The 19,369-nt window shown below is 64.2% G+C and carries 18 protein-coding genes; 10 read left to right on the top strand and 8 right to left on the bottom strand.

Features of this window, described 5'->3' with window-relative positions; all coding sequences use genetic code 11:
• The 4 genes from M2361_RS23545 to M2361_RS23530 form a co-directional block, all read right to left on the bottom strand.
• A complete protein-coding gene (locus M2361_RS23545; protein WP_259252111.1) occupies positions 1 to 876 on the bottom strand; it encodes an ABC transporter permease in 876 nt (291 codons plus the stop codon).
• A 1-nt stretch (position 877) separates the two neighbouring features.
• A complete protein-coding gene (locus M2361_RS23540) occupies positions 878 to 1,819 on the bottom strand; it encodes an ABC transporter permease (RefSeq protein ID WP_046803377.1) in 942 nt (313 codons plus the stop codon).
• Positions 1,820 to 2,120: 301 nt separating this feature from the next.
• Entirely contained in the window at positions 2,121 to 3,680 is a 1,560-nt protein-coding gene (locus M2361_RS23535) for an ABC transporter substrate-binding protein (protein ID WP_259252107.1), read from the bottom strand.
• 115 nt (positions 3,681 to 3,795) lie between these two features.
• On the bottom strand, positions 3,796 to 5,094 hold the full coding sequence (locus tag M2361_RS23530) for an amino acid deaminase (RefSeq protein WP_259252106.1): 1,299 nt from the start codon (positions 5,092 to 5,094) through the stop codon (positions 3,796 to 3,798).
• A 166-nt stretch (positions 5,095 to 5,260) separates the two neighbouring features.
• Here M2361_RS23530 and M2361_RS23525 point away from each other — a divergent pair, with 166 nt between their 5' ends.
• The 4 genes from M2361_RS23525 (at position 5,261) to M2361_RS23510 (ending at position 9,354) form a co-directional block, all read left to right on the top strand.
• A complete protein-coding gene (locus tag M2361_RS23525; RefSeq protein ID WP_259252105.1) occupies positions 5,261 to 6,052 on the top strand; it encodes a deaminated glutathione amidase in 792 nt (263 codons plus the stop codon).
• Between the two features lie 88 nt (positions 6,053 to 6,140).
• Positions 6,141 to 7,481: a replication-associated recombination protein A gene (locus tag M2361_RS23520; protein WP_259252102.1), complete on the top strand. Its 1,341-nt coding sequence runs from the start codon at positions 6,141 to 6,143 to the stop codon at positions 7,479 to 7,481.
• Between the two features lie 45 nt (positions 7,482 to 7,526).
• Complete coding sequence (serS, locus tag M2361_RS23515; protein WP_100852816.1) at positions 7,527 to 8,873, top strand: serine--tRNA ligase; 1,347 nt, start codon at positions 7,527 to 7,529, stop codon at positions 8,871 to 8,873.
• A 232-nt stretch (positions 8,874 to 9,105) separates the two neighbouring features.
• The gene (locus M2361_RS23510; RefSeq protein WP_082134366.1) at positions 9,106 to 9,354 is read left to right on the top strand and encodes a hypothetical protein; all 249 of its coding nucleotides are present in this window, start codon (positions 9,106 to 9,108) and stop codon (positions 9,352 to 9,354) included.
• A gap of 218 nt (positions 9,355 to 9,572) precedes the next feature.
• Here the strand turns inward: M2361_RS23510 and M2361_RS23505 are convergent, their stop codons facing one another.
• Together M2361_RS23505 and M2361_RS23500 are read right to left on the bottom strand one after the other, a co-directional pair.
• Positions 9,573 to 9,914: a virulence factor gene (locus tag M2361_RS23505; protein ID WP_259252095.1), complete on the bottom strand. Its 342-nt coding sequence runs from the start codon at positions 9,912 to 9,914 to the stop codon at positions 9,573 to 9,575.
• A 277-nt stretch (positions 9,915 to 10,191) separates the two neighbouring features.
• On the bottom strand, positions 10,192 to 10,689 hold the full coding sequence (locus M2361_RS23500) for a hypothetical protein (RefSeq protein WP_259252093.1): 498 nt from the start codon (positions 10,687 to 10,689) through the stop codon (positions 10,192 to 10,194).
• Between the two features lie 200 nt (positions 10,690 to 10,889).
• Here M2361_RS23500 and M2361_RS23495 point away from each other — a divergent pair, with 200 nt between their 5' ends.
• Both M2361_RS23495 and M2361_RS23490 read left to right on the top strand, forming a co-directional pair.
• Entirely contained in the window at positions 10,890 to 11,087 is a 198-nt protein-coding gene (locus M2361_RS23495; RefSeq protein WP_082134365.1) for a hypothetical protein, read from the top strand.
• Between the two features lie 64 nt (positions 11,088 to 11,151).
• Complete coding sequence (locus M2361_RS23490) at positions 11,152 to 12,351, top strand: amidohydrolase family protein (protein WP_259252089.1); 1,200 nt, start codon at positions 11,152 to 11,154, stop codon at positions 12,349 to 12,351.
• On the opposite strand, the gene M2361_RS23485 is transcribed toward M2361_RS23490, so the two are convergent.
• A complete protein-coding gene (locus M2361_RS23485) occupies positions 12,348 to 13,238 on the bottom strand; it encodes a LysR family transcriptional regulator (protein WP_259252087.1) in 891 nt (296 codons plus the stop codon). The genes M2361_RS23490 and M2361_RS23485 overlap by 4 nt on opposite strands.
• A gap of 158 nt (positions 13,239 to 13,396) precedes the next feature.
• On the opposite strand from M2361_RS23485, the gene M2361_RS23480 reads away from it, so the two are divergent.
• Positions 13,397 to 14,524, top strand: a complete 1,128-nt coding sequence (locus tag M2361_RS23480) for a mandelate racemase/muconate lactonizing enzyme family protein (RefSeq protein WP_100852810.1) — start codon at positions 13,397 to 13,399, stop codon at positions 14,522 to 14,524.
• A 72-nt stretch (positions 14,525 to 14,596) separates the two neighbouring features.
• On the top strand, positions 14,597 to 15,580 hold the full coding sequence (locus M2361_RS23475; protein WP_259252082.1) for a tripartite tricarboxylate transporter substrate binding protein: 984 nt from the start codon (positions 14,597 to 14,599) through the stop codon (positions 15,578 to 15,580).
• 91 nt (positions 15,581 to 15,671) lie between these two features.
• Here M2361_RS23475 and M2361_RS23470 read toward each other — a convergent pair whose 3' ends face one another.
• A complete protein-coding gene (locus M2361_RS23470) occupies positions 15,672 to 16,538 on the bottom strand; it encodes an IclR family transcriptional regulator (RefSeq protein ID WP_259252081.1) in 867 nt (288 codons plus the stop codon).
• A gap of 171 nt (positions 16,539 to 16,709) precedes the next feature.
• On the opposite strand from M2361_RS23470, the gene M2361_RS23465 reads away from it, so the two are divergent.
• A complete protein-coding gene (locus tag M2361_RS23465; RefSeq protein WP_259252080.1) occupies positions 16,710 to 18,365 on the top strand; it encodes an MFS transporter in 1,656 nt (551 codons plus the stop codon).
• A gap of 16 nt (positions 18,366 to 18,381) precedes the next feature.
• Positions 18,382 to 19,368, top strand: coding sequence for a carbon-nitrogen hydrolase family protein (locus tag M2361_RS23460; protein WP_259252077.1), 987 nt, complete (start codon positions 18,382 to 18,384; stop codon positions 19,366 to 19,368).
• Position 19,369: the final 1 nt, after the last annotated feature.

The raw sequence follows: 19,369 nt of genomic DNA, 5'->3' as shown, positions 1-19,369 counted from the left end.
TTACAGCTCCTTGCGCAGGCGCGGGTCGAGTACGTCGCGTAGTCCGTCGCCCACCAATTGCAGCGACAGCACGGACAGCACAATGGCAATGCCGGGAAAAACCATGATCCAGTCGGCCGAGCCCATGTACTGCTGGCCGGCGTTGATCATGGTGCCCCAGGTAGGAATGTCGGGCGAAACGCCCACGCCCAGGAACGACAGGCCGGCTTCGGCCAGGATCGCGTAGGCGAAGATGAACGTGCCTTGCACCAGAATGGGCGACACCAGGTTGCGCAACACGTGCACGGTAACGATGCGCCAGGTGGGCACGCCCAGCGCGCGGGCGGCTTCCACGAAAGGCAGTTCGCGGATCACGAGCGTCGAGGCGCGCACGATGCGGGCCAGGCGCGGCGTGTAGACGATGCCCAGCGCGATCACCACGTTGATCAGCGACGGCCCCAGCGCCGCCACCAGCGAGATCGCCAGCAGGATGTCGGGAAAGGCCATCATGGCGTCGATCAGGCGCGACACGAACTTGTCGGCCGATCGGAAGAAGCCCGCGATGAGGCCCAGTGCAATGCCCAGCACGCTGGAGACGATCACCACGGAAAAGCCCACCATCAGCGACAGGCGGCCGCCGTAGATGACGCGGCTGAAAACGTCGCGGCCGAAGTCGTCGGTGCCGAACCAGTGGGCGGCGCCCGGCGCTTTCAGCCGGTTCATGATGGACAGCTTGAAGGGGTCGTACGGGCTGACCCACGGCGCCAGCAGCGCGGCGGCCACCAGCACGATGATCACGATCAGGCTCAACAGCACGGTCTTGCGCGACACCAGCAGGCGCAGCACCTGCCAGCGGTCGCCGCTGCCCGAGGATTGGGGAGAAGTTGCAATAGCCATATCAGTAGCGCACCCGGGGGTCGACCAGCAGGTAGAGCAGGTCGATGATCAGATTGATCAGGACGTAGATGGCCGCGATGATCAGCAGCGCGCCCTGGATGACGGGATAGTCGCGGCGCAGCACGGCGGACACCACCAGGCTGCCCACGCCGGGCAGGCCGAACACGGTTTCGGTCACGACGGCGCCGCTGATCAAGAGCGCGGTGGTCAGGCCAAGCACGGTCAGGATGGGGATCAGCGCGTTGCGCACGGCGTGCTTCAAGATGACCTTGCTTTCCGGCAGGCCCTTGGCCCGCGCGGTGCGCACGTAATCGTCGCGCAGCACGTCCAGCATGCTGGCGCGGATGAAGCGGGTGATCAGCGCGGAATTCACCAGCCCCAGCACCACGGCGGGCAGGATCAGGTGCGACAGGCGCGTGGCCAGCGATGCGTCCGGGCCGCCATAGCCCGACACCGGCAGCCAGCCCAGCTTCACCGAGAAAATCTGCATCAGCAGCAGGCCGAGCCAGAAGCTGGGCACGCTGGAGGTAAACATCGAAAACGACAGCACCGACTGGTCCAGCGTGGTGCCGCGCTTGACCGCGGACAGAATGCCCACGGGCAGCGCGATGGCGCTGGCGATCAGCAGCGACATCAAGGTCAGCAGTATCGTGGGTTCGGCGCGATCGGCCAGCGCCGACAGCACGGGCTTGTTCATGAAGATGGACTGGCCCAGGTCACCCTGCACCAGCTTGCCCAGCCACGACACATACTGCAGCGCCATGGGCTGGTCCAGCCCCAACTGCGCGCGCAGCGCGGCGATGTCCTGCTGGCTGGCCTGCGGCCCCAGCATCACCGCGGCCGGGTCACCGGGCGTGACGCGAATAATGACGAACACAATGGTCGCGACGATAAACATCACAGCCACCAGCCCGACCAAGCGGTTTAAAAGATAACGCAACACGATAAAGTCCTAAAAAGCGTCATTCGGCACGGCGACTCGTTCGGCACGGCGGCTCGTTCGGCACGTCGATTCGTTCGGCACGTCGGCTCGTAGGATGGGTGGAGCGCGGCAGGCCAAGGGCAAGAACTCCATCGCCTGCCGCGCGTAACCCATCAAGCGGTCGTCAACGCCAAACGGTTCGGCCACACGGTCAACGAATCGGCCCTTTCGAACCGGTCCGGTACAGCATCACGTTCCAATGATGGGCTGCGCGCGGCAGGCAATCGGGTTCTTGCCCAAGGCATGCCGCGCTTCACCCATCCTACTTGGGGCTTTTCCAGGCGTTCCAGAAGAACGGCCAGGGGGCGGGCTTGGTGCCTTGCAGCGACGGCGAGCGGGCGGATTGGGAGTTGAAGTCACCGACCTTCACGAACGGCACCTCGTCATACACGGCTTGCTGCACGTCGGCCCAGCGCTTGATCCGTTCTTCCTGCGTGCGGGCCTGGTTGAAGGCGTCCATGACTTGAGCGCGACGTGGCGTATCCCACCAGCCCGGTGCATCTTTCGACGGGAAGTCGATCAGCGCGGGTTCCGGCAGGAACACACTGTGGGTGATGAAGATGTCCCACACGGCGGGGTCCTGGCGGCGTTGCGTCAGCGTGGCCCAGTCCACCACCTGCATGTCCACCGTGAAGCCGGCGGCCTTCAGGTATTCGGCGGCCACCAGCGCCATCTTGTAATGGAACTCGTACTGCTGGCTGGTCAGGATGCGGATCTTCTTGTCGGCCACGTTGGCGCCGTCCAGCAGCTTCTTGGCGGCGGCGGAGTCGGCCTTGTTGTAGACCTTGCCGCCCAGCGACGTGGCCCACGGGTAGCCTTCCGGATACAGGTCGCCGTTCAGCTTGTAGAAGTCCTTGTTGCCGAAGGCGGCGAACAGCATGTCTTCTTCGTTCAGCGCCAACTGCACGGCCTGGCGCACGGCCAGGTTGGACATGATGCCTTGCTTGGTGTTGAGCACCAGGCGCGGCCAGCCGAAGGGCTTCAGCATCACCGGGTCGGAACGGCCACCCTTGAGCTTGTCCAGCGCTTCCACGGGCAGCGAGTCGACGTAGTCGAACTGGCCGGCGGCGGCGGCTTCGGAACGGGTGTTGGCGTTGCTGACCGGCACGAAGCGGATTTCGTCCAGGTATTGCTTGCGCGCGCCGCCATAACCGTCGGGCTCGCCCTCGCGTTGCTTGTAGCCCTCGAAGCGCACCAGTTGGATGTACTGGTCGGGCATGCGGGCCTTCAACTGGTACGGGCCCGTGCCGACGAATTCGCTCAGTACCGGCGCGATCTTGCTCTTGGGCATGATGACGGCCGCGGCGTTGTTCATGGCCAGCAGCGCGGTCAGCGGCGCATAGGGTTGCTTCAGCGTGATGCGGATGGTGTTGGCGTCAGGCGCTTCGATGCTGCTGATGACCTTGGCCGCGCCCTTGCCGCGCGTGGCGGTTTCGGTCCAGCGCTTCAGGGACGCCAGCACGTCCGACGAATCCATCTTCGACCCATCATGGAAGGTGATGCCCTGGCGCAGCGCGATCGTGTAGACCAGGCCATCGGGGGTGACTTCCGGCATCTTCTCGGCCAGCAGCGGCGTCAGGTTCCACTTGGCGTCGAACGTGTAGAGCGTTTCAAAGAAATGCTGCGTCAGAATGCCCACCAGGTCGGCGGTGCTGCTCATCGGGTCCAACGTCGGGGGTTCACCGATGGTGGCGACGGATATCGTGCCCCCCTTGACCGGCGTGGCACTCAGGGCGGGGGACGTCAATGCGGTCAAGCCAATAGCGCCGGCCGCGAGCAGGCTGGTCAGCCCACTGCCTCGCCGGGAGGGTCGGAAGTTCATGATTCTCTCTCCAGAGGGTCAAAAACAGGTTGTCGCGTGATTGGGTATGCGCCGGGATCCCGGTTTTTTGCAGCAGCCCCCTCGGGCCTGGCGCGATGCGGCGGGCGGGGGGCGGTCAGAAAAAGGTTTCGGCCACGTCGGTGACGCGGTACTGCTCGTCCACCAGCAGCACCTGGCGCCACTTGTCGAATGTCAGGCAGGGGTGGGAAATGTCGAAGGCGATCATGTCGCCGACCTGGATGTCGTCGCCGTCGGCGATCTGCATGAAGGCATGCTGGTCCATCATGGCGGTCAGCTTCCAGGTTTGCGGCGCTGCGGCCGGCGTGTCTTGGTCGGGCCGCGTCAGGCCGGGCCGCGTCAGGCCCGGCCTGAAGTGCAGGGCGGGCGTGGGCAGGCCGGCGTCGAACGCGGCGTCGCGCTTGCCCAGCGCAATGATTGCGCGGCCGGGTTCGGGCAGCGATTGCACATAGGCCCAGACCTGCAAGGCGGGCAAGAGGCCCGGTTCCATCTTTTGCGCTACGGGGTTGTGGGCGTTGATGCGTTCAGCGGCCGAACGGTAGACGCCGACGTCGTGCGACAGGTAGCAACCGGGGCGCAGCACCACTTCCAGCGGCGTGCCGATGTCCAGTTGCGAGAATTCCTCGGCCACCACGTCAAACCAGGCCGAACCCGCGCCAGAGATGACGGCGGGGCCGTTCTTGCGCAGGCGACCCGAGGTGGCCAGACCGCGCAGAGCGTCGGTGGCGCGGCGCAGGAAGGCGCGGATGGCGCTTTCTTCCTGCAACACGCCTTCGTAGACTTCAATGCCGGCCAGCGCCAGGCTAGGCCAGCGGCCGATCTCGTCGACCACGGCCTGCAACTGCGCGTCGTCGCGTACGCCCGTGCGTCCGCCCGTGGGACCCAGCTCGATCAGCACGGGCAGGGTCAGGCCTTGCTCGCCGAAGAACTGGCCCAACTGGGCGGCGTTGGTGGGCGAATCGACAATGCAGAAGAACGTGAATGCGGGGTCTTGCAGCAGGCGCGCAATGATGGCCATGTTGGCGCGGCCCACCAATTGGTTGGCCATCAGCACGCGGCGGATGCCGTGTTGATACGCGGCCAGCACTTGCGGCGCGGTGGCCAGCGTGATGCCCCACGCGCCGTTGTCGATCTGGCGCTTGAACAGGGCGGGGCTCATCGTGGTCTTGCCGTGCGGCGCCAGCTTGACGTGGTACGCCTCCATGAACTGCTGCATCCATTGCAGGTTGTGGCGCACGCGGGCTTCGTACAGCACCGCTACGGGCAGGCTGACATCTTCGTTCAGCAGATTCCAGTTCAGCGCGGCCACACCGGCCGTCGTACAGGACTCGGGGAACGCGCCCAGGCCTTTGCCGTTCACATCCAACAAGGCGGCGGGGGAAGAGGAATTGGTCATGGCGGGCGCTCGAGTCTGGAAAATATTTACGTGAAAGTTTGTTTTTTTCATTATCGTGAAAGAAATTTACAAGCGGCAGCTAGGGCTTACCCGTAGGCTGTGTCAGGGGCAGGTTGGCGCGACAATAGGAAATCCGCGAAACACCGCGCGCCATGAAGGAAAAGCCATGTTGAAAGTCGCTTTGGGCCAGTTCGCCGTCAGCCGAGTCTGGGAAGAAAACGCGCAGGTCTGCATTGACCTGATGGAGCGCGCCAGCGCTGGCGGGGCGGGGCTTTTGGTCTTGCCTGAAGGCATCCTTGCCCGCGACATTACCGACCCGCAAATCGTGCTGAAATCGGCCCAGCCGCTGGACGGCCCGTTCATGACCCGGCTGCTTGAAGCCAGCCGCGGATCGTCGCTTGCCACCATGATGTGCGTGCACGTTCCGACGGGCGAAGGGCGGGTCTGGAATACTTTGGTTACCGTGCAAGACGGCCAGATCGTGTCGCAATACCGCAAGTTGCACCTGTATGACGCCTTCACGATGAAGGAATCCACCAACGTCACGGCCGGCACCGAACTTCCGCCGCTGCTGGACATTGGCGGCCTGCGCGTGGGGCTCATGACCTGCTACGACGTGCGTTTTCCTGAACTGGCGCGCCGCCTGGCGCTGGATGGCGCTGACCTGCTGGTACTGCCGGCGGCCTGGGTGCGCGGCCCGCTGAAGGAAATGCACTGGGAAGTGCTGGTGACGGCACGCGCGCTGGAAAACACCTGCTACGTGGCCGCCACCGGGGAATGCGGTGAACGCAATATCGGTTGCAGCATGGTCGTGGACCCGCTGGGCGTGGTGACGGCGCGCGCGGGCGAGGGGCCGGCGCTGGTGTTTGCCGATATCGACCCGGAACGCCTGGCGCATGCACGCAAGGTGCTGCCGGTGCTGGCCAACCGCCGCTTCGCGCCGCCCGAACTGGCCTAGGCGACGCCGCCCGCTCCCCGGGGCAAAGGCGGCGGTCATGGTGTAATGCTGACTTGTATTTCTTGCCGTCTTCCCCCATCTGCTGCCAATGAGCAACGATCTCTTCGCGGCCGATCCTGCGCATCGGCCCTATGTGCCCCTGGCCGAGCGCCTGCGCCCGCGTTCCTTGTCCGACGTGGTCGGGCAGTCGCACCTGCTGGGCCCTGACAAGCCGCTGCGCGTGGCGTTTGAGTCGGGCCGTCCGCATTCCATGATCTTCTGGGGGCCGCCCGGCGTGGGCAAGACCACGCTGGCGCGCCTGATGGCTGATGGCTTTGATGCGCAGTTCATCGCCATTTCGGCGGTGCTGGGCGGCGTCAAGGACATTCGCGAAGCGGTCACGGTGGCGCAGGTGGCGCAAGGCCAAGGCCGCCGCACCATTCTTTTCGTGGACGAGGTGCATCGCTTCAACAAGGCGCAGCAGGATGCTTTTCTGCCCTACGTCGAAAGCGGGCTGTTCACGTTCATCGGCGCCACTACCGAAAACCCGTCCTTCGAAGTCAATTCGGCGCTGTTGTCGCGGGCGCGCGTGTACGTGTTGCAATCGCTGTCGCCCGAGGAATTGCAGCAACTGGTCGACCGCGCGGTACACGCACTGAACGAAGGGCTGGATGACGGCGAAGCCATTCGCATCGAGCCCGACGCGCGCGAGCAATTGGCCGCCTGGGCCGACGGCGATGCGCGGCGCTTGATCAGCGCGGTGGAAGTCGTGGCGGAATCCGCGCAGTCGGCGGGCCGCGATACCGTGGATGCGGCCTGGCTGGAAATATCGCTGTCGCAGAACCTGCGCCGTTTCGACAAGGGCGGCGACGCGTTCTACGACCAGATCAGCGCGCTGCATAAATCGGTGCGCGGCTCCAATCCCGACGCCGCGCTGTATTGGTTCTGCCGCATGATCGACGGCGGCGCCGATCCCAAATACCTGTCGCGTCGCCTGGTCCGCATGGCGGTGGAAGACATCGGCCTGGCCGACCCGCGCGCGACCGACCTGGCCGTGAACGGCGCCGATATCTACGAGCGCCTGGGCTCGCCCGAAGGCGAGCTCGCGCTGGCGCAAGCGGTGGTCTACATGGCATGTGCCGCCAAGTCCAACGCCGTCTACAACGCCTACAACCAGGCGCGCCAGTTCGCGGCCGAACATGGCAGCGCGCCGGTGCCCATCCACCTGCGCAACGCTCCCACCAAACTGATGAAGCAGTTGGGCCACGGCAAGGCCTACCGCTATGCTCACGACGAGCCGCACGGCTACGCCGCCGGCGAACAATATTTCCCTGATGGACTCAAGCCTTCCTTCTATCGGCCGACCGATCGCGGCCTGGAGGCTAAAATCCAGCAAAAGTTGGCATTCCTGCGCGAGCTGGACGCACTGGAACGCGCCAAGAACCGGTAACGGGCCACGCCCATTGCCTTCACTAGAACCTCAACCGACATCAACATGCTAGACCCGATACTGCTGCGCAAAGACCTGCAAACCGTCGTCGACCGCCTCAAGAGCCGTGGCGTGTCCTTCGACACGGAACGGTTCAACGACCTGGAGTCTCGCCGCAAGGCCGTCCAGACCGAAACCGAGTCCCTGCAAGCCCGCCGCAACGCGCTGGCCAAGCAGATCGGTCAGTTGAAGGCCAAGGGCGAAGACGCCAGCGCCGTCATGGCGGAATCGCAGGCGGTGCCTGTCCGCCTGAAGCAGTTGGAAGAAGAGCTGGCCGCCTTGCAGGCGCCGCTTAACGACCTGCTGATGTCGGTGCCGAACTTGCCGCACGCCAGTGTGCCCTTGGGCGAATCCGCCGACGACAACGTCGAAGTCCGTCGCTGGTTGCCGGGCGAAGCGGGTGCTGACGGCAACCCGCCGGCGCTTGCGTTCGAGGCGCGCGACCACGTCGCCATCGGCGAACCGCTGGGCCTGGATTTCGACATGGCCGCCAAGCTGTCGGGCGCGCGCTTCTCGTTCATGCGCGGCCCCATTGCCCGCCTGCACCGCGCGCTGTCGCAGTTCATGCTGGACTTGCAAACGGGCACGCACGGCTATACCGAGTGCTATACGCCTTACATCGTCAACGCGTCCACCTTGTACGGCACGGGCCAGTTGCCCAAGTTCAAGGACGACATGTTCGCCGTGTCCAAGGGCGGCGGCGATGACGATCCCAAGGTTGATGCCGCGGGCAACCCTTACGTGCGTGAAGACCAATACCTGATCTCCACGTCGGAAATCACGCTGACCAGCGTGGCGCGCGACACCATCCAGGCCGCCGCAGACCTGCCGCTCAAGCTCACCGCGCATACGCCGTGCTTCCGTTCCGAAGCCGGCAGCGGTGGCCGCGACACCCGCGGCATGATCCGCCAGCATCAGTTCGACAAGGTCGAAATGGTGCAGATCACGCAGCCGGACCAGTCTTACGAAGCCCTTGAAGACATGGTCGGCCACGCCGAGCGCGTCCTGCAATTGTTGGGCCTGCCGTACCGCGTCATGCTGCTGTGCACCGGCGACATGGGTTTTGGTTCTGCCAAGACCTATGACCTGGAAGTGTGGCTGCCGGCGCAAAATACCTGGCGCGAAATTTCCTCGGTGTCCAATTGCGAAACCTTCCAGGCCCGCCGCATGCAGGCGCGTTTCCGCAATGCCCAGGGCAAACCGGAATTCGTGCACACGTTGAATGGTTCGGGTTTGGCAGTGGGCCGCGCGTTGGTCGCCGTGCTGGAAAATCATCAGCAGCCTGACGGCAGCGTATTGATTCCCGAGGCGTTGCAGCCGTATATGGGTGGTTTGACGGTGCTGAAACCCTGAAGCACGCCGCGCGTCCATCGGCCAAATGGCTGATAAGAAAACGGAGCCTTTGGGCTCCGTTTTTTTTTATCATGTCGACATATTGCTGTCGTTTTTGCTCATTATCCTACGCGGGTGAGTGCATGATTTTGATGTGAGCAATTGTGTATTTTTAATAAAAGGGCCGGATAGATGCGGCACAATACACCCGCGTTCTACACGCTTCATTCACTTATATAACAAGGAGTTGTCCATGACTTCAAGAATGATTGGAGATTTTCGTGTGAGATGCTCTGTCGCTCGTGAAGATGAACAGGGCTACCGCGTGCAGATATGGACCCGCCGAGTTGGCGGAACCGCGCCGGAAAAATGCTGGACAGTGCCGGGACAGGCACCGTTCTCAGACTTGCACGAAGCAGAACAGGAAAGCCGTCAATTGTTCCAAGAAATCAATGGTGTGCGTTTTAACGGTGAGCCGGAGTTTGCCCATGCGTCCGCATAATGGTTGGTGGAGGGCGTCCAGTGCGCCCCGCAGATGGATTGATCTTGTTCAGGAATCCCCGCGTTGGGCAGATGGCAAGCCCGCGCAGGTATCCCAAAAATCCGCCGTGGTGGCGGAAAAGCCGGTACGGGTCCCCGCGGCCTGATCGTCATTCCAATGGGGCACCGGACAATGTCCCAACGGAAAAAAAAGGCCACTCGTCAGAGTGGCCTTTGCTTTTAACGATGCCAATCGCCGCGGCCCTTGCCGTGGCCGTGGCCTCGATAATGACCGGGGCCCGGACCGTAATAACGCGGAGGCGGACCGCCGCGCCAGTGCGGGCCGCCACGGTAATAGACCGGAGCGGGGTAGACCACCGGGGGCGCCACATACACGGGCGCCGGGCGGTAATACACGGGCGGTGGCGGCGCCACATAGACAGGGGCGGGCGCCACGTATACCGGGGCTGGATAAACCACGCCGGGCAAGCCGATTGAGATACCCACGTCCACCCGGGCGAGGGCCACGCTGGAAATCAGCAGACCCGCGGCACCGACACCAGCAATTAGCCATTTTTTCATGTTGCACCTGCCTGCTGCGCGACACAGCAAAGTTGAGTATTCGACGCCCCTATTTTCGGGCTTTTCGGTCGCGGATTCGTAAGCGCGGCTCGCTCAATAGCGACAATCCGCAACCGTCCCCGGGCTGGGCAACGCGCGCGTGCTGCGGCGCGGGATAGTACTTGCGCCCTGGTAAACGTAGACCTGAAATCGATTGAAATGAAGTGGAATCAGATGAAGTCAGACCGGTGCGTTACAGACGGTCACCATCATCGCGGCCTGCGCGGCCCGGATTGGATCAGATCGATTGTGCGCCTCGGAATTCCACCACCCATACCCAAGGGTTGGCCGCCCAGGCGTGCGAGCCATAGCGTTCGCACCACGTTAATGCAAACGCTGTTTGAAGTGGAACGCCAGGCAAGAGCGCGGAAGATTGGTACAAGGCTTCGGTGCCTTCGGCACGCGCATCGGCTTCGGTCAGACTTTGCAGCCGTTGGATGCGCACACCCACGATAAGCGCGGTGGCGAATGCGTTGCCCGCTTCGTCGGTCAGGGTGATGCTTTCGCCGGTTTTGCCATAGGGGCATCTGACCCAACTGGATGTACGCCGCAATTCTGAAGGGTTATCGCGAACGGGACCCATTGCCACCCAGCGTCCGGAATCGGCGGCGTCCGCATACCAAACCGTCGTGGGCTTGCTGGGTTGCGGCTTCAGAATGCGGCGACTCTGCACTTTCAAGCCCGCCAGGACGGCTTGCTTGAGCGGCTCGCTGAATTGAAGTGACTGCCGTTTCATGCGCTCGCTGTTCTCCTCTCGGCAGAAGTCCGCGTATTACGTCCGCGTACTGCGTTTCGCTTCCAAACCGATGTGTGTCAAATGCACCAGCTAATTCAGATCAGGAGCAGGCAGTATGACGTGTCGTGTTCCCGCTGTCAGGCAGGCTTTGTATTTGTGTTGTCTTTTTGTACAGGCGGTGTTGTTTGTATACTCAAGCAATGACTACTGACCTGCATAATCTCAAGCCCGGGTACTACTGGTACACCATGGCCAATGACCCGCTGGCCGTTATCCACATCCATGAAGACGGCGGTGCATCGCTGATGGGTTCGGACTACCGCATCGGCGCCGAAGGCGTCGCCGACATGGTCCGCCAAGGCGAACGCTTCTTCTGGATCGAACCGCCGCAAGTCTGAACTTTTGGGCTGATACGTGGCCGGCCTTTCGGGCCGGCCGCTTTCGTTCGCCCGGGGAAAATCCATGACCGACCTGCTGTTGAAAAACGTCCGCGTAGCGGCGAACGACGCCGCCGACGCTGTCGACGTATTGGTGCGGGGTGGGCGCATCCTGCAAATACAAGCGGGTATCCAGGCGCCGGCCGACGTCCCTGTTGAGGATGGCGGCGGCGCCTTGTTGTTGCCGGGGCTGGTTGAAGGCCATACTCACCTGGACAAGACCAACTGGGATTCACCTTGGTATGTGAATACGGTTGGCCCCGCCCTGACCGACCGCATTGAAAACGAACGCACCTGGCGCGCCAATACGGGCCACGATGCGGCCAGCCATGCGCGCGCGTTGGCGCTGGCCTTCCTGCGCGAAGGCGCTACCCGCATCCGCAGCCATGTCGATGTGGACACCGACGCGGGCCTGCGTCACCTGGATGGCGTGCATGCCACGCGCGAAGCCTTGGCCGGCCGCGTGGAAATTCAAACCGTGGCCTTTCCGCAGTCGGGGTTGTTGGTGCGACCTGGCACGGCCGACCTGTTGGACCAGGCGTTGGCGCAAGGCGCTGATGTGTTGGGTGGGCTGGACCCGTCCGCCATCGACCGCGATCCCGCCCAATCACTGGGTGTGCTGTTCGGTCTTGCCGAGAAGCATGGCAAGCCGGTCGACATCCATCTGCACGAGCCCGGCGAACTGGGCGCGTTCACGCTGGACCTGATCCTGGACCGCGTCCAGGCGCTGGGCATGCAAGGCAAGGTGGTCATCAGCCACGCCTTCTGCCTGGGCGGCGTTGACGCCAAGCGCCTGGACGGGCTGCTCAAACGCCTGGCGACGCTGGACGTGGCTGTATTGACCACGGCGCCGCCCTCGCGGCCGGTGCCCGGCGTGCGTGCTTGCCGCGAGGCGGGCGTGACGATCTTCGGCGGCAACGACGGCATCCGTGACACCTGGACGCCGTATGGCAGCCCCGACATGCTGGCGCGCGCCATGATGATCGGCCTGCGCAACGACCTGCGCCGCGACGACGAAGTGGAATGGGCGTTTGATTGCGTCACCGGCGCCGCCGCGCGCGCCTGTGGCTTTGCGGACTACGGCCTGACGCCGGGCGCGCGGGCCGACCTGGTGCTGGTCGACGCCAGTTGCGTGGCCGAGGCCGTGGTGACGCGCAAGCCGCGCCGTCTGGTCGTGACCCATGGCGTGGTCGTTGCCCGCAATGGCCAGGACGCCATCGCCTAAGCCTGATCGCGCGTCAAACCCAGCTGCGATTCGGTCAGCGCGACGAACGCCCGCATCAGTTCCGAACGCACACCGGCGCGCTGCCAGATCGCGCCCACTGTGCGCACCGGGCAGGGCGCCGGCAAGGGCCAGCGCGTCACCCGCGCGGCCGGTTCGCCGGTGACGGCCCAGTCCGGCAACACCGCCACCCCCAGTCCCTCGGCCACCAGCTTCGCAATGGAATCGATGCCGTCCAACTCAAAGCGCACGTGTGGCCGCAGGTTGTGCATGCGCAGGTAGTCGTCGGCCATCTTGCCGCCCACCACGCTGCGGTCATAGCGGATGTAGGGCTCGCGCGCGAGGACGGCCAACGGGTCGCGCACCTTCATGTCGGCCGGCGTCACCAACACCAGCGGTTCGTGGCGCAGGTCGCGCCAGTCGCACGTCTTGGGTAATGCAAACAGCGGGTGCACCAGCAACGCGCCATCCAGCTCGCCGGACAGCACCTTGCTGTAGAGCAGGGTGGTGGGCGCGGGCTCGATGTAGATCTCGATATGGGGATGGCGAGCCACCCAGGTGCGCAGCACCGGCGGCATGATGCCGGTCAGCGCCGTGGGCGTGGCGCCCAGGCGCAAGGGGCCGGCCGGAAGCTCCGTGTCGCTGGCCGCCGAGCGCAGGTCGCGCACGTCGCGCAGGATATGTCGGGCGCGTTCAAGAATGCGGATGCCGGCAGGCGTGGGTTTGACCGTGCGGCCAGACCGGGCGATCAGGGCGCTGCCCACGTCGCCCTCCAGCGCGCGCAGTCGCTGCTGCACGGTGGCTGGCGTCAAGCCTTGGTGGCGCGCGGCCTGGGCAATGGAGCCCAGCTCCACCACATGCACATAGGTTTGAAGAAAGCGGGAGTCCACGGCGCTTGCCCCTGGTGAAGATGGATTTTCCGTATTCTAAAGATGGGTGAAGATAATTGTTGTTTTCTTTGGTGGCGGGAAGAATACGTCCAGAGCGATCCGCCCGCGCACAAGGCGCCGGCGTCGCCCGTTGGAACCCCGCCATCAAGGAGCTTGCCGTGCCCATTATTGAATCCATCGACGTTTGCGCCGCTGCGGTGCCCCTGGATAAAGTCACATCGTTTTCGAACCGCAGCGTATCCACTCGCCACTACGGCCTGGTCAAGGTCCGTTCAAGCGACGGCGTGGAAGGCATCGGCTTTTGCTATGTGGGCAGCGCCGGCGGCGCCATCTTCGAAGCAGCCGTGCAAAGCCTGTTGGCGCCGGTGCTGCTGGGCCGCGATTCACACGCCGTTGAAGGCTTGTGGCAAGCCATGTACCAAGAGGCGCTGCTGCAAGGTCGGCAGGGCACGGTGATGCGCGCGCTGAGTGCGCTGGACATCGCACTGTGGGACCTGAACGCCAAGACGGCCGGCCTGCCGCTGCACAAGTTCCTGGGTGCGATGGAACTCGAAACCGTGCCTGCCTACGCCAGCGGCGGCTACTACCTGGACGGCAAGACGCCCCAGCACCTGGGCGAGGAAATGGCCAGCTATGTGGACAAGGGCTTTCGCGCCGTCAAGATGAAGACCGGCCGCCTGTCCCCGCGCGAGGAAGAGGCGCGCTTGAAAGCGGCGCGCGAAGCCGTGGGCCCGGATGTCGAGCTGATGATGGACTGCAACAACGCCTGGCAGGACGTGACCCAGGCCATGCAGTACATCCGCCGCTTCGAACAGTACGAGCCGTATTTCATCGAAGAGCCCTTTGGGCCGGACGATATCGACAGCCACGCCAAGCTGGCGCGGTTGACGCATCTGCCGATCGCCACGGCCGAAATCGGCTATGGCCGCTGGTATCACAAGGAACTGCTCGACAAGGGCGCGGCCGGCATCCTGCAGACCGACGCGGCGGTGTGCGGCGGCATCACCGAGTGGAAGCGCATTGCGGCCACGGCCGCCAGCTACGGCGTGGTGGTTTGCCCGCATTGGTTCCACGACGTGCATGCGCCGCTGGTTGCGGCGACGCCGAACGCGCGCTACGTCGAATTTTTCTGGGATGACCAGGTGTTGAATTTCCGCAAGCTGATCGATCGGCAACTGACTCACAAGCTGGGCCGCGTGGTCTTGCATCAAGAGCCAGGGCTGGGCTTCGGCTTCGAAGAGCGCATGGTCGAAAAGTTTGGCAAGTGGGTCCGCATCAGTCGTTGAACGCCACCCGCAACAGGCGGCGCCTTTTCAAAACAAGCAGCCGGCCCTCGAGGCCGGCGCGAGGAGACAAGCATGCAACGCAGGCAATTCATGACCGGCGCCGCGGCGCTGGGGGCGGCGCTTGTGCTGCCCAACGCGGCGCGGGCGCAGCAGGACATGCCGTCGGGTCCGGTGAAAATCGTGGTGGGCTTTCCGGCGGGCGGCGGCACCGACGTGCTGGCGCGCCTGTTGGGGCAAAAGCTGGGCGTGATGTGGAATATTCCCGTCATCGTGGAGAACCGCGCCGGGGCAGCCGGCGTCATCGCGGCCGAGCAGGTGGCGCGCCAGCCCAACGATGGCAACACGCTGCTGATGGCGCATGTGAACAGCCACGGCATTGCGCCAGGCTTGCAGCCCAAGCTGGCCTATTCCGTGGACCGCGATTTCTCGCCCATCGCGTTGGTGGGCAAGACGCCCACCATCCTGATCGGCGGCGCGTCGCAGCCCGCCAAGACGCTGCCTGACTTGGTCAAGCTGTGCCGCGCGCAGCCAGGAAAGATCGTGTTCGGGTCGGCGGGAGCGGGCTCGGCCCAGCACCTGGCGTTGGAAATTTTCAAGGCGCGCGCCGGCATCGACGTGCTGCATGTGCCGTACAAGGGGTCGGCGCCGCTGATGAACGATCTGTTGGGCGGCCATGTGCAGTACTGCTTCGAAGGCATGACGACGGCCACGCCACTGGTGCAGTCCGGCAAGGTGATCGCGTTGGCGCAGACCTTGCAGCAGCGCTCGAAAAGCCACCCCAATGTGCCGACGGTGGCGGAACAAGGCTATCCGGGCTTCGAGGCCAGCATCTGGTTCGGCATGGTGGGCCCCGGCAAGATGCCCGACTCCATGGTCCAGCGCATGAACCGCGATATCGATCAGGTCTTGGCGATGGCGGACGTGCAGGAAAAGCTGGCGCAGGTGGGCGCGGAAGACGGCGGCGGCAGTGTGCAGCGCTTTGCCGACTTCATGGTCCAGGAACAGCGCAAATACGCCAAGACCATCAAAGACGCGAAGATCATCGTGGAAAGCTGATGCGTGCGGCGCGCGCGGTCGTCGTCCGGCAGCCCAGCAGCGCCGAGCACGGGCGGCCCGAACCGCCATTGCTCGCCGGACGCGACGCGTTTTAGCCTGCGGCCGGGGCCGTGTTCGGCTCCGACCCTTCCCACCCCGCCATCGCCGAGATCGACCGCGCCTTTTCACGCAGCAGACGCGCGGTGTCGGAATCCAGGTCGTCGTCGATGGCGCCCACCGGCCCCATCAGGGTGATGGCCGCTGTCATCTCGCCCAGCATGTCGAAGATGGGCGCGGACAGCGACGTGAAGTGCGGCAGCAGCGCATGGCGGCAGCGGCTGATGTGGTGCTTCTGCACCTCGTCGCGGATGGCCTGCACGTCTTTCGCCGTATAGGAATTGCCGGGGGCGCCGCCCTGGCTTTCGGGAATGGATGACGCCATCTCGCGGTCCAGCAGGTCGCGGGTCAGCGCGTCCGGCAAATGCGCCAGGAAGTTGCGGCCCAGCGCCGACGACAGCAGTGGCATCACCGTGCCCACGCGCAATTCCAGCAAGGGCCGGCTGCGGCTGCCTTCCACCCGATACACGATGGTCGGCCCCTTGTTGCCCCACACCCCCAGGAACACGGTGTGCCCGGTTACCGCCGCCACCTCCGCCATGATGGGCCGCGCCGTGGTGAACACATCGAACTGCTCCAGCGCCGCCAGCCCCAGCCGCAGTGCGTACGGACCCAAGCCGTAGTGGCCCGTGTCGGCATGCTGCTGCACCACGCCCACCTTCTGAAAACTGACCAGGTAGTAGTGCACGTTGGGCACGGTCAGCTCACAGGCGTCGGCAATTTCCTTCAGCGGTAACGGCCGGCCCGTCTTGCGGATCAGGTCCAGGATCCGGAAGCCCACTTCAATGGATTGAATCCCCCTGCGCGCTGCGGTCGGCGTCTTTTCCGTGTTCTTTTCTACCTTGCCGGCGGGCCTTGCCATTGCTGCCTCCAGTGTGTGTTTGGCGGCAGTGTAGCAGCGGCCAACAGGGGCTTGCGGCCGCTTGCCGGACCCGGTTTCGGGTTTCCCCCAGCTTTGTCCGGGCCGGTTTTAAGTTTGATAATAGTTAATGCATACAGCAGTATCAATCTAAAAACACAGGGGAAAGCAAGCATGGAAGCAAACGTGGCAGCAGTGGGGCGGATCGGCGACGCGCCGACGCTAAGCAGGAAAGAGGAACGTCAGGTGGTCGTGGCGTCCACCTTGGGCACCTTGTTCGAGTGGTACGACTTCTTCATCTACGGGACCCTGGCGGTGTTCATGAGCCAGGTGCTGTTCCCGCAGGACAACCCCACCGTGGCACTGCTGGCCGCCTTGGGCGCACTGGCGGTGGGCTTCATCATTCGCCCCTTGGGTGCCGTGATGTTCGGCTACCTGGGTGACAAGTGGGGCCGCAAGTACACCTTCCTGATCACGGTCGTGATGATGGGCGGGGCCACCGTGCTGATCGGCTGCCTGCCCACCTATGAATCGGCCGGCCATTTGTCGTGGATCCTGCTGCTGACGCTGCGCGTGGTGCAGGGTCTTGCCGTGGGCGGCGAGTACGGCGGCGCGGTGATCTATGTGGCCGAGCATTGCGAGCCCAAGCGCCGTGGCTTGCTGACCGGGTGGATCCAGATCACCTCGTCGGCCGGCCTGATCCTGTCGCTGGTTGTCATCCTGTGCACCCAGGCAGCGATGAGCGCTGAGGACTTCCGCCAATGGGGATGGCGCCTGCCGTTCATCCTGTCGATCGTGATGCTGGCGATTTCGATTTACGTGCGCGCCAAGCTGCATGAATCGCCCGTCTTCACGCGCATGAAGCAGCAGAACCGCCTGTCGAAGAATCCCATCAAGGAAACGTTCGGCCAATGGTCCAGCCTGCGCCTGGTGGTGCTGGCGCTGATCGGCGTCACCGCCGGCCAGGGCGCCACCTACTTCACGGGCCAGTTCTACGTCATGATCTTCCTGCAGCAAGCCGTGCAGTTGGATCAGACCAGCGTCTACACGCTGATCCTGATCGGCTTCATCATCGGCGCGCCCACGTTCGTGCTGTTCGGCTGGCTGTCCGACCGTATCGGCCGCAAATGGATCATGATGGCGGGCCTGTTCATTGCCGCCATCGGCTATCACTCGATGTTCGAGGTGCTGCTGAAAGCCGGCAACCCGGCGCTGGCCCAAGCCATGCAGAGCACGCCGGTCCGCGTGCATGCCGATACCAGCGGCGGCGCGTGCGACTTCGGCTTGCAGGCCGCGATGGTCGGCAGCCATGCCGACCACAAGAAGGTGTGCGTGCAGGCCAAGAAATTCCTGGTCGGCAAGGGCATCAACTTTGAATACGCCGCGCCGCTGCCGGGCCAGACCATTGCCATGAGCGTGGGCGGCGTCACCGTCAACGGCTTTGACCGCGCGGGCTATGCGAAGGCCTTGAGCGCGGCCGGCTACCCGGACCGCGCCGACCCAGTCCGCGTCGACCGCGCCACCATCATCCTGATCCTGGTGCTGATGACCGCCGTGGTCGCGATGGTCTATGGCCCGGTGGCGTCCTACCTGGTTGAACTGTTCCCGGCCCGCATCCGCTACACCGCGCTATCCTTCCCGTACCACATCGGCGCGGGTATCTTCGGCGGTATCGTGCCCTTTACCGCCACCTACCTGGCGCAGGCCAGCGGCAATATCTTTGGCGGTTTGATGTATCCGGTCGTCGTGATGGTGGTGGTGGGCATCATCGGCAGCTTGTTCCTGCCGAACACCCGCGCCAAGGCCATCGACGAAGACCCCATCCACTAAAAAAGCGAGGAGAAACATGTCCGTGCAAGCGAGTTTCAAGGCCGCCGTCATCCAGGCGGCGTCCATCCCGACCGACAGCGTCGCCTGCGCCAACAAGGCCGCGTCGCTGATCCGGCAGGCCGCCGAGCAGGGCGCCCGGGTGCTGGTGTTTCCCGAGGCCTTCCTGGGTGGCTACCCCAAGGGCAATTCCTTTGGCGCGCCCATCGGCGTGCGCAAGCCCGAAGGCCGCGACGCCTTCGCCAGCTATCACCGGCAGGCCGTGCGGCTGGATGGCGAAGAGGTCGGCATCGTGGCGCAGGCGGCCGCCGATACCGACAGCTTCGTCGTCATGGGCTGCATCGAAGCCGACGGCGGCACGCTGTACTGCACCGTGCTGTACTTCAATGGCCGGGAAGGCCTGGTCGGCAAGCACCGCAAGCTGATGCCCACGGCGGGCGAACGGCTGATCTGGGGCTTTGGCGACGGCTCCACCATGCCCGTCTTCGATACGCCCTACGGCAAGATCGGCGCGGTCATCTGCTGGGAAAACTACATGCCCATGTTGCGCATGTACATGTACAGCCAGGGCGTGGCGCTGTACTGCGCGCCCACGGCCGACGACCGCGATAGCTGGATTCCCAGCATGCGCCACATTGCGCTGGAAGGCCGCTGCTATGTGCTGACCGCCTGCCAGCACCTGCGTCGCGATGCGTATCCGGAAGACTTCGAATGCTCGCTGGGCAACGCACCCGACACGGTGTTGATGCGCGGCGGCAGCGCCATCATCGACCCCTTGGGCGAAGTGCTGGCCGGCCCGGATTTTTCCGACGAAACCATTCTGTACGCCGACATCAACCCCAACCAGATCCTGCGCGGCAAGTACGACTTTGACGTGTCTGGCCACTACGCGCGCCCGGACGTGTTCCAGCTTCAGGTCGACACCCGCGAAAAGCGGGCGGTTTCCGCCGTGTCCGCCGTGTCCGCCGTGTCCAGCGCCCAGGCGGGCGGCGCGCAGGAGCCTTGAA

The organism is Achromobacter sp. JUb104 (genome assembly GCF_024806975.1).
Classification (GTDB): domain Bacteria; phylum Pseudomonadota; class Gammaproteobacteria; order Burkholderiales; family Burkholderiaceae_B; genus Achromobacter; species Achromobacter spanius.
The sequence above is the reverse complement of the archived record's forward strand: the minus strand, read 5'-3'. Positions and strand labels throughout refer to the sequence as shown.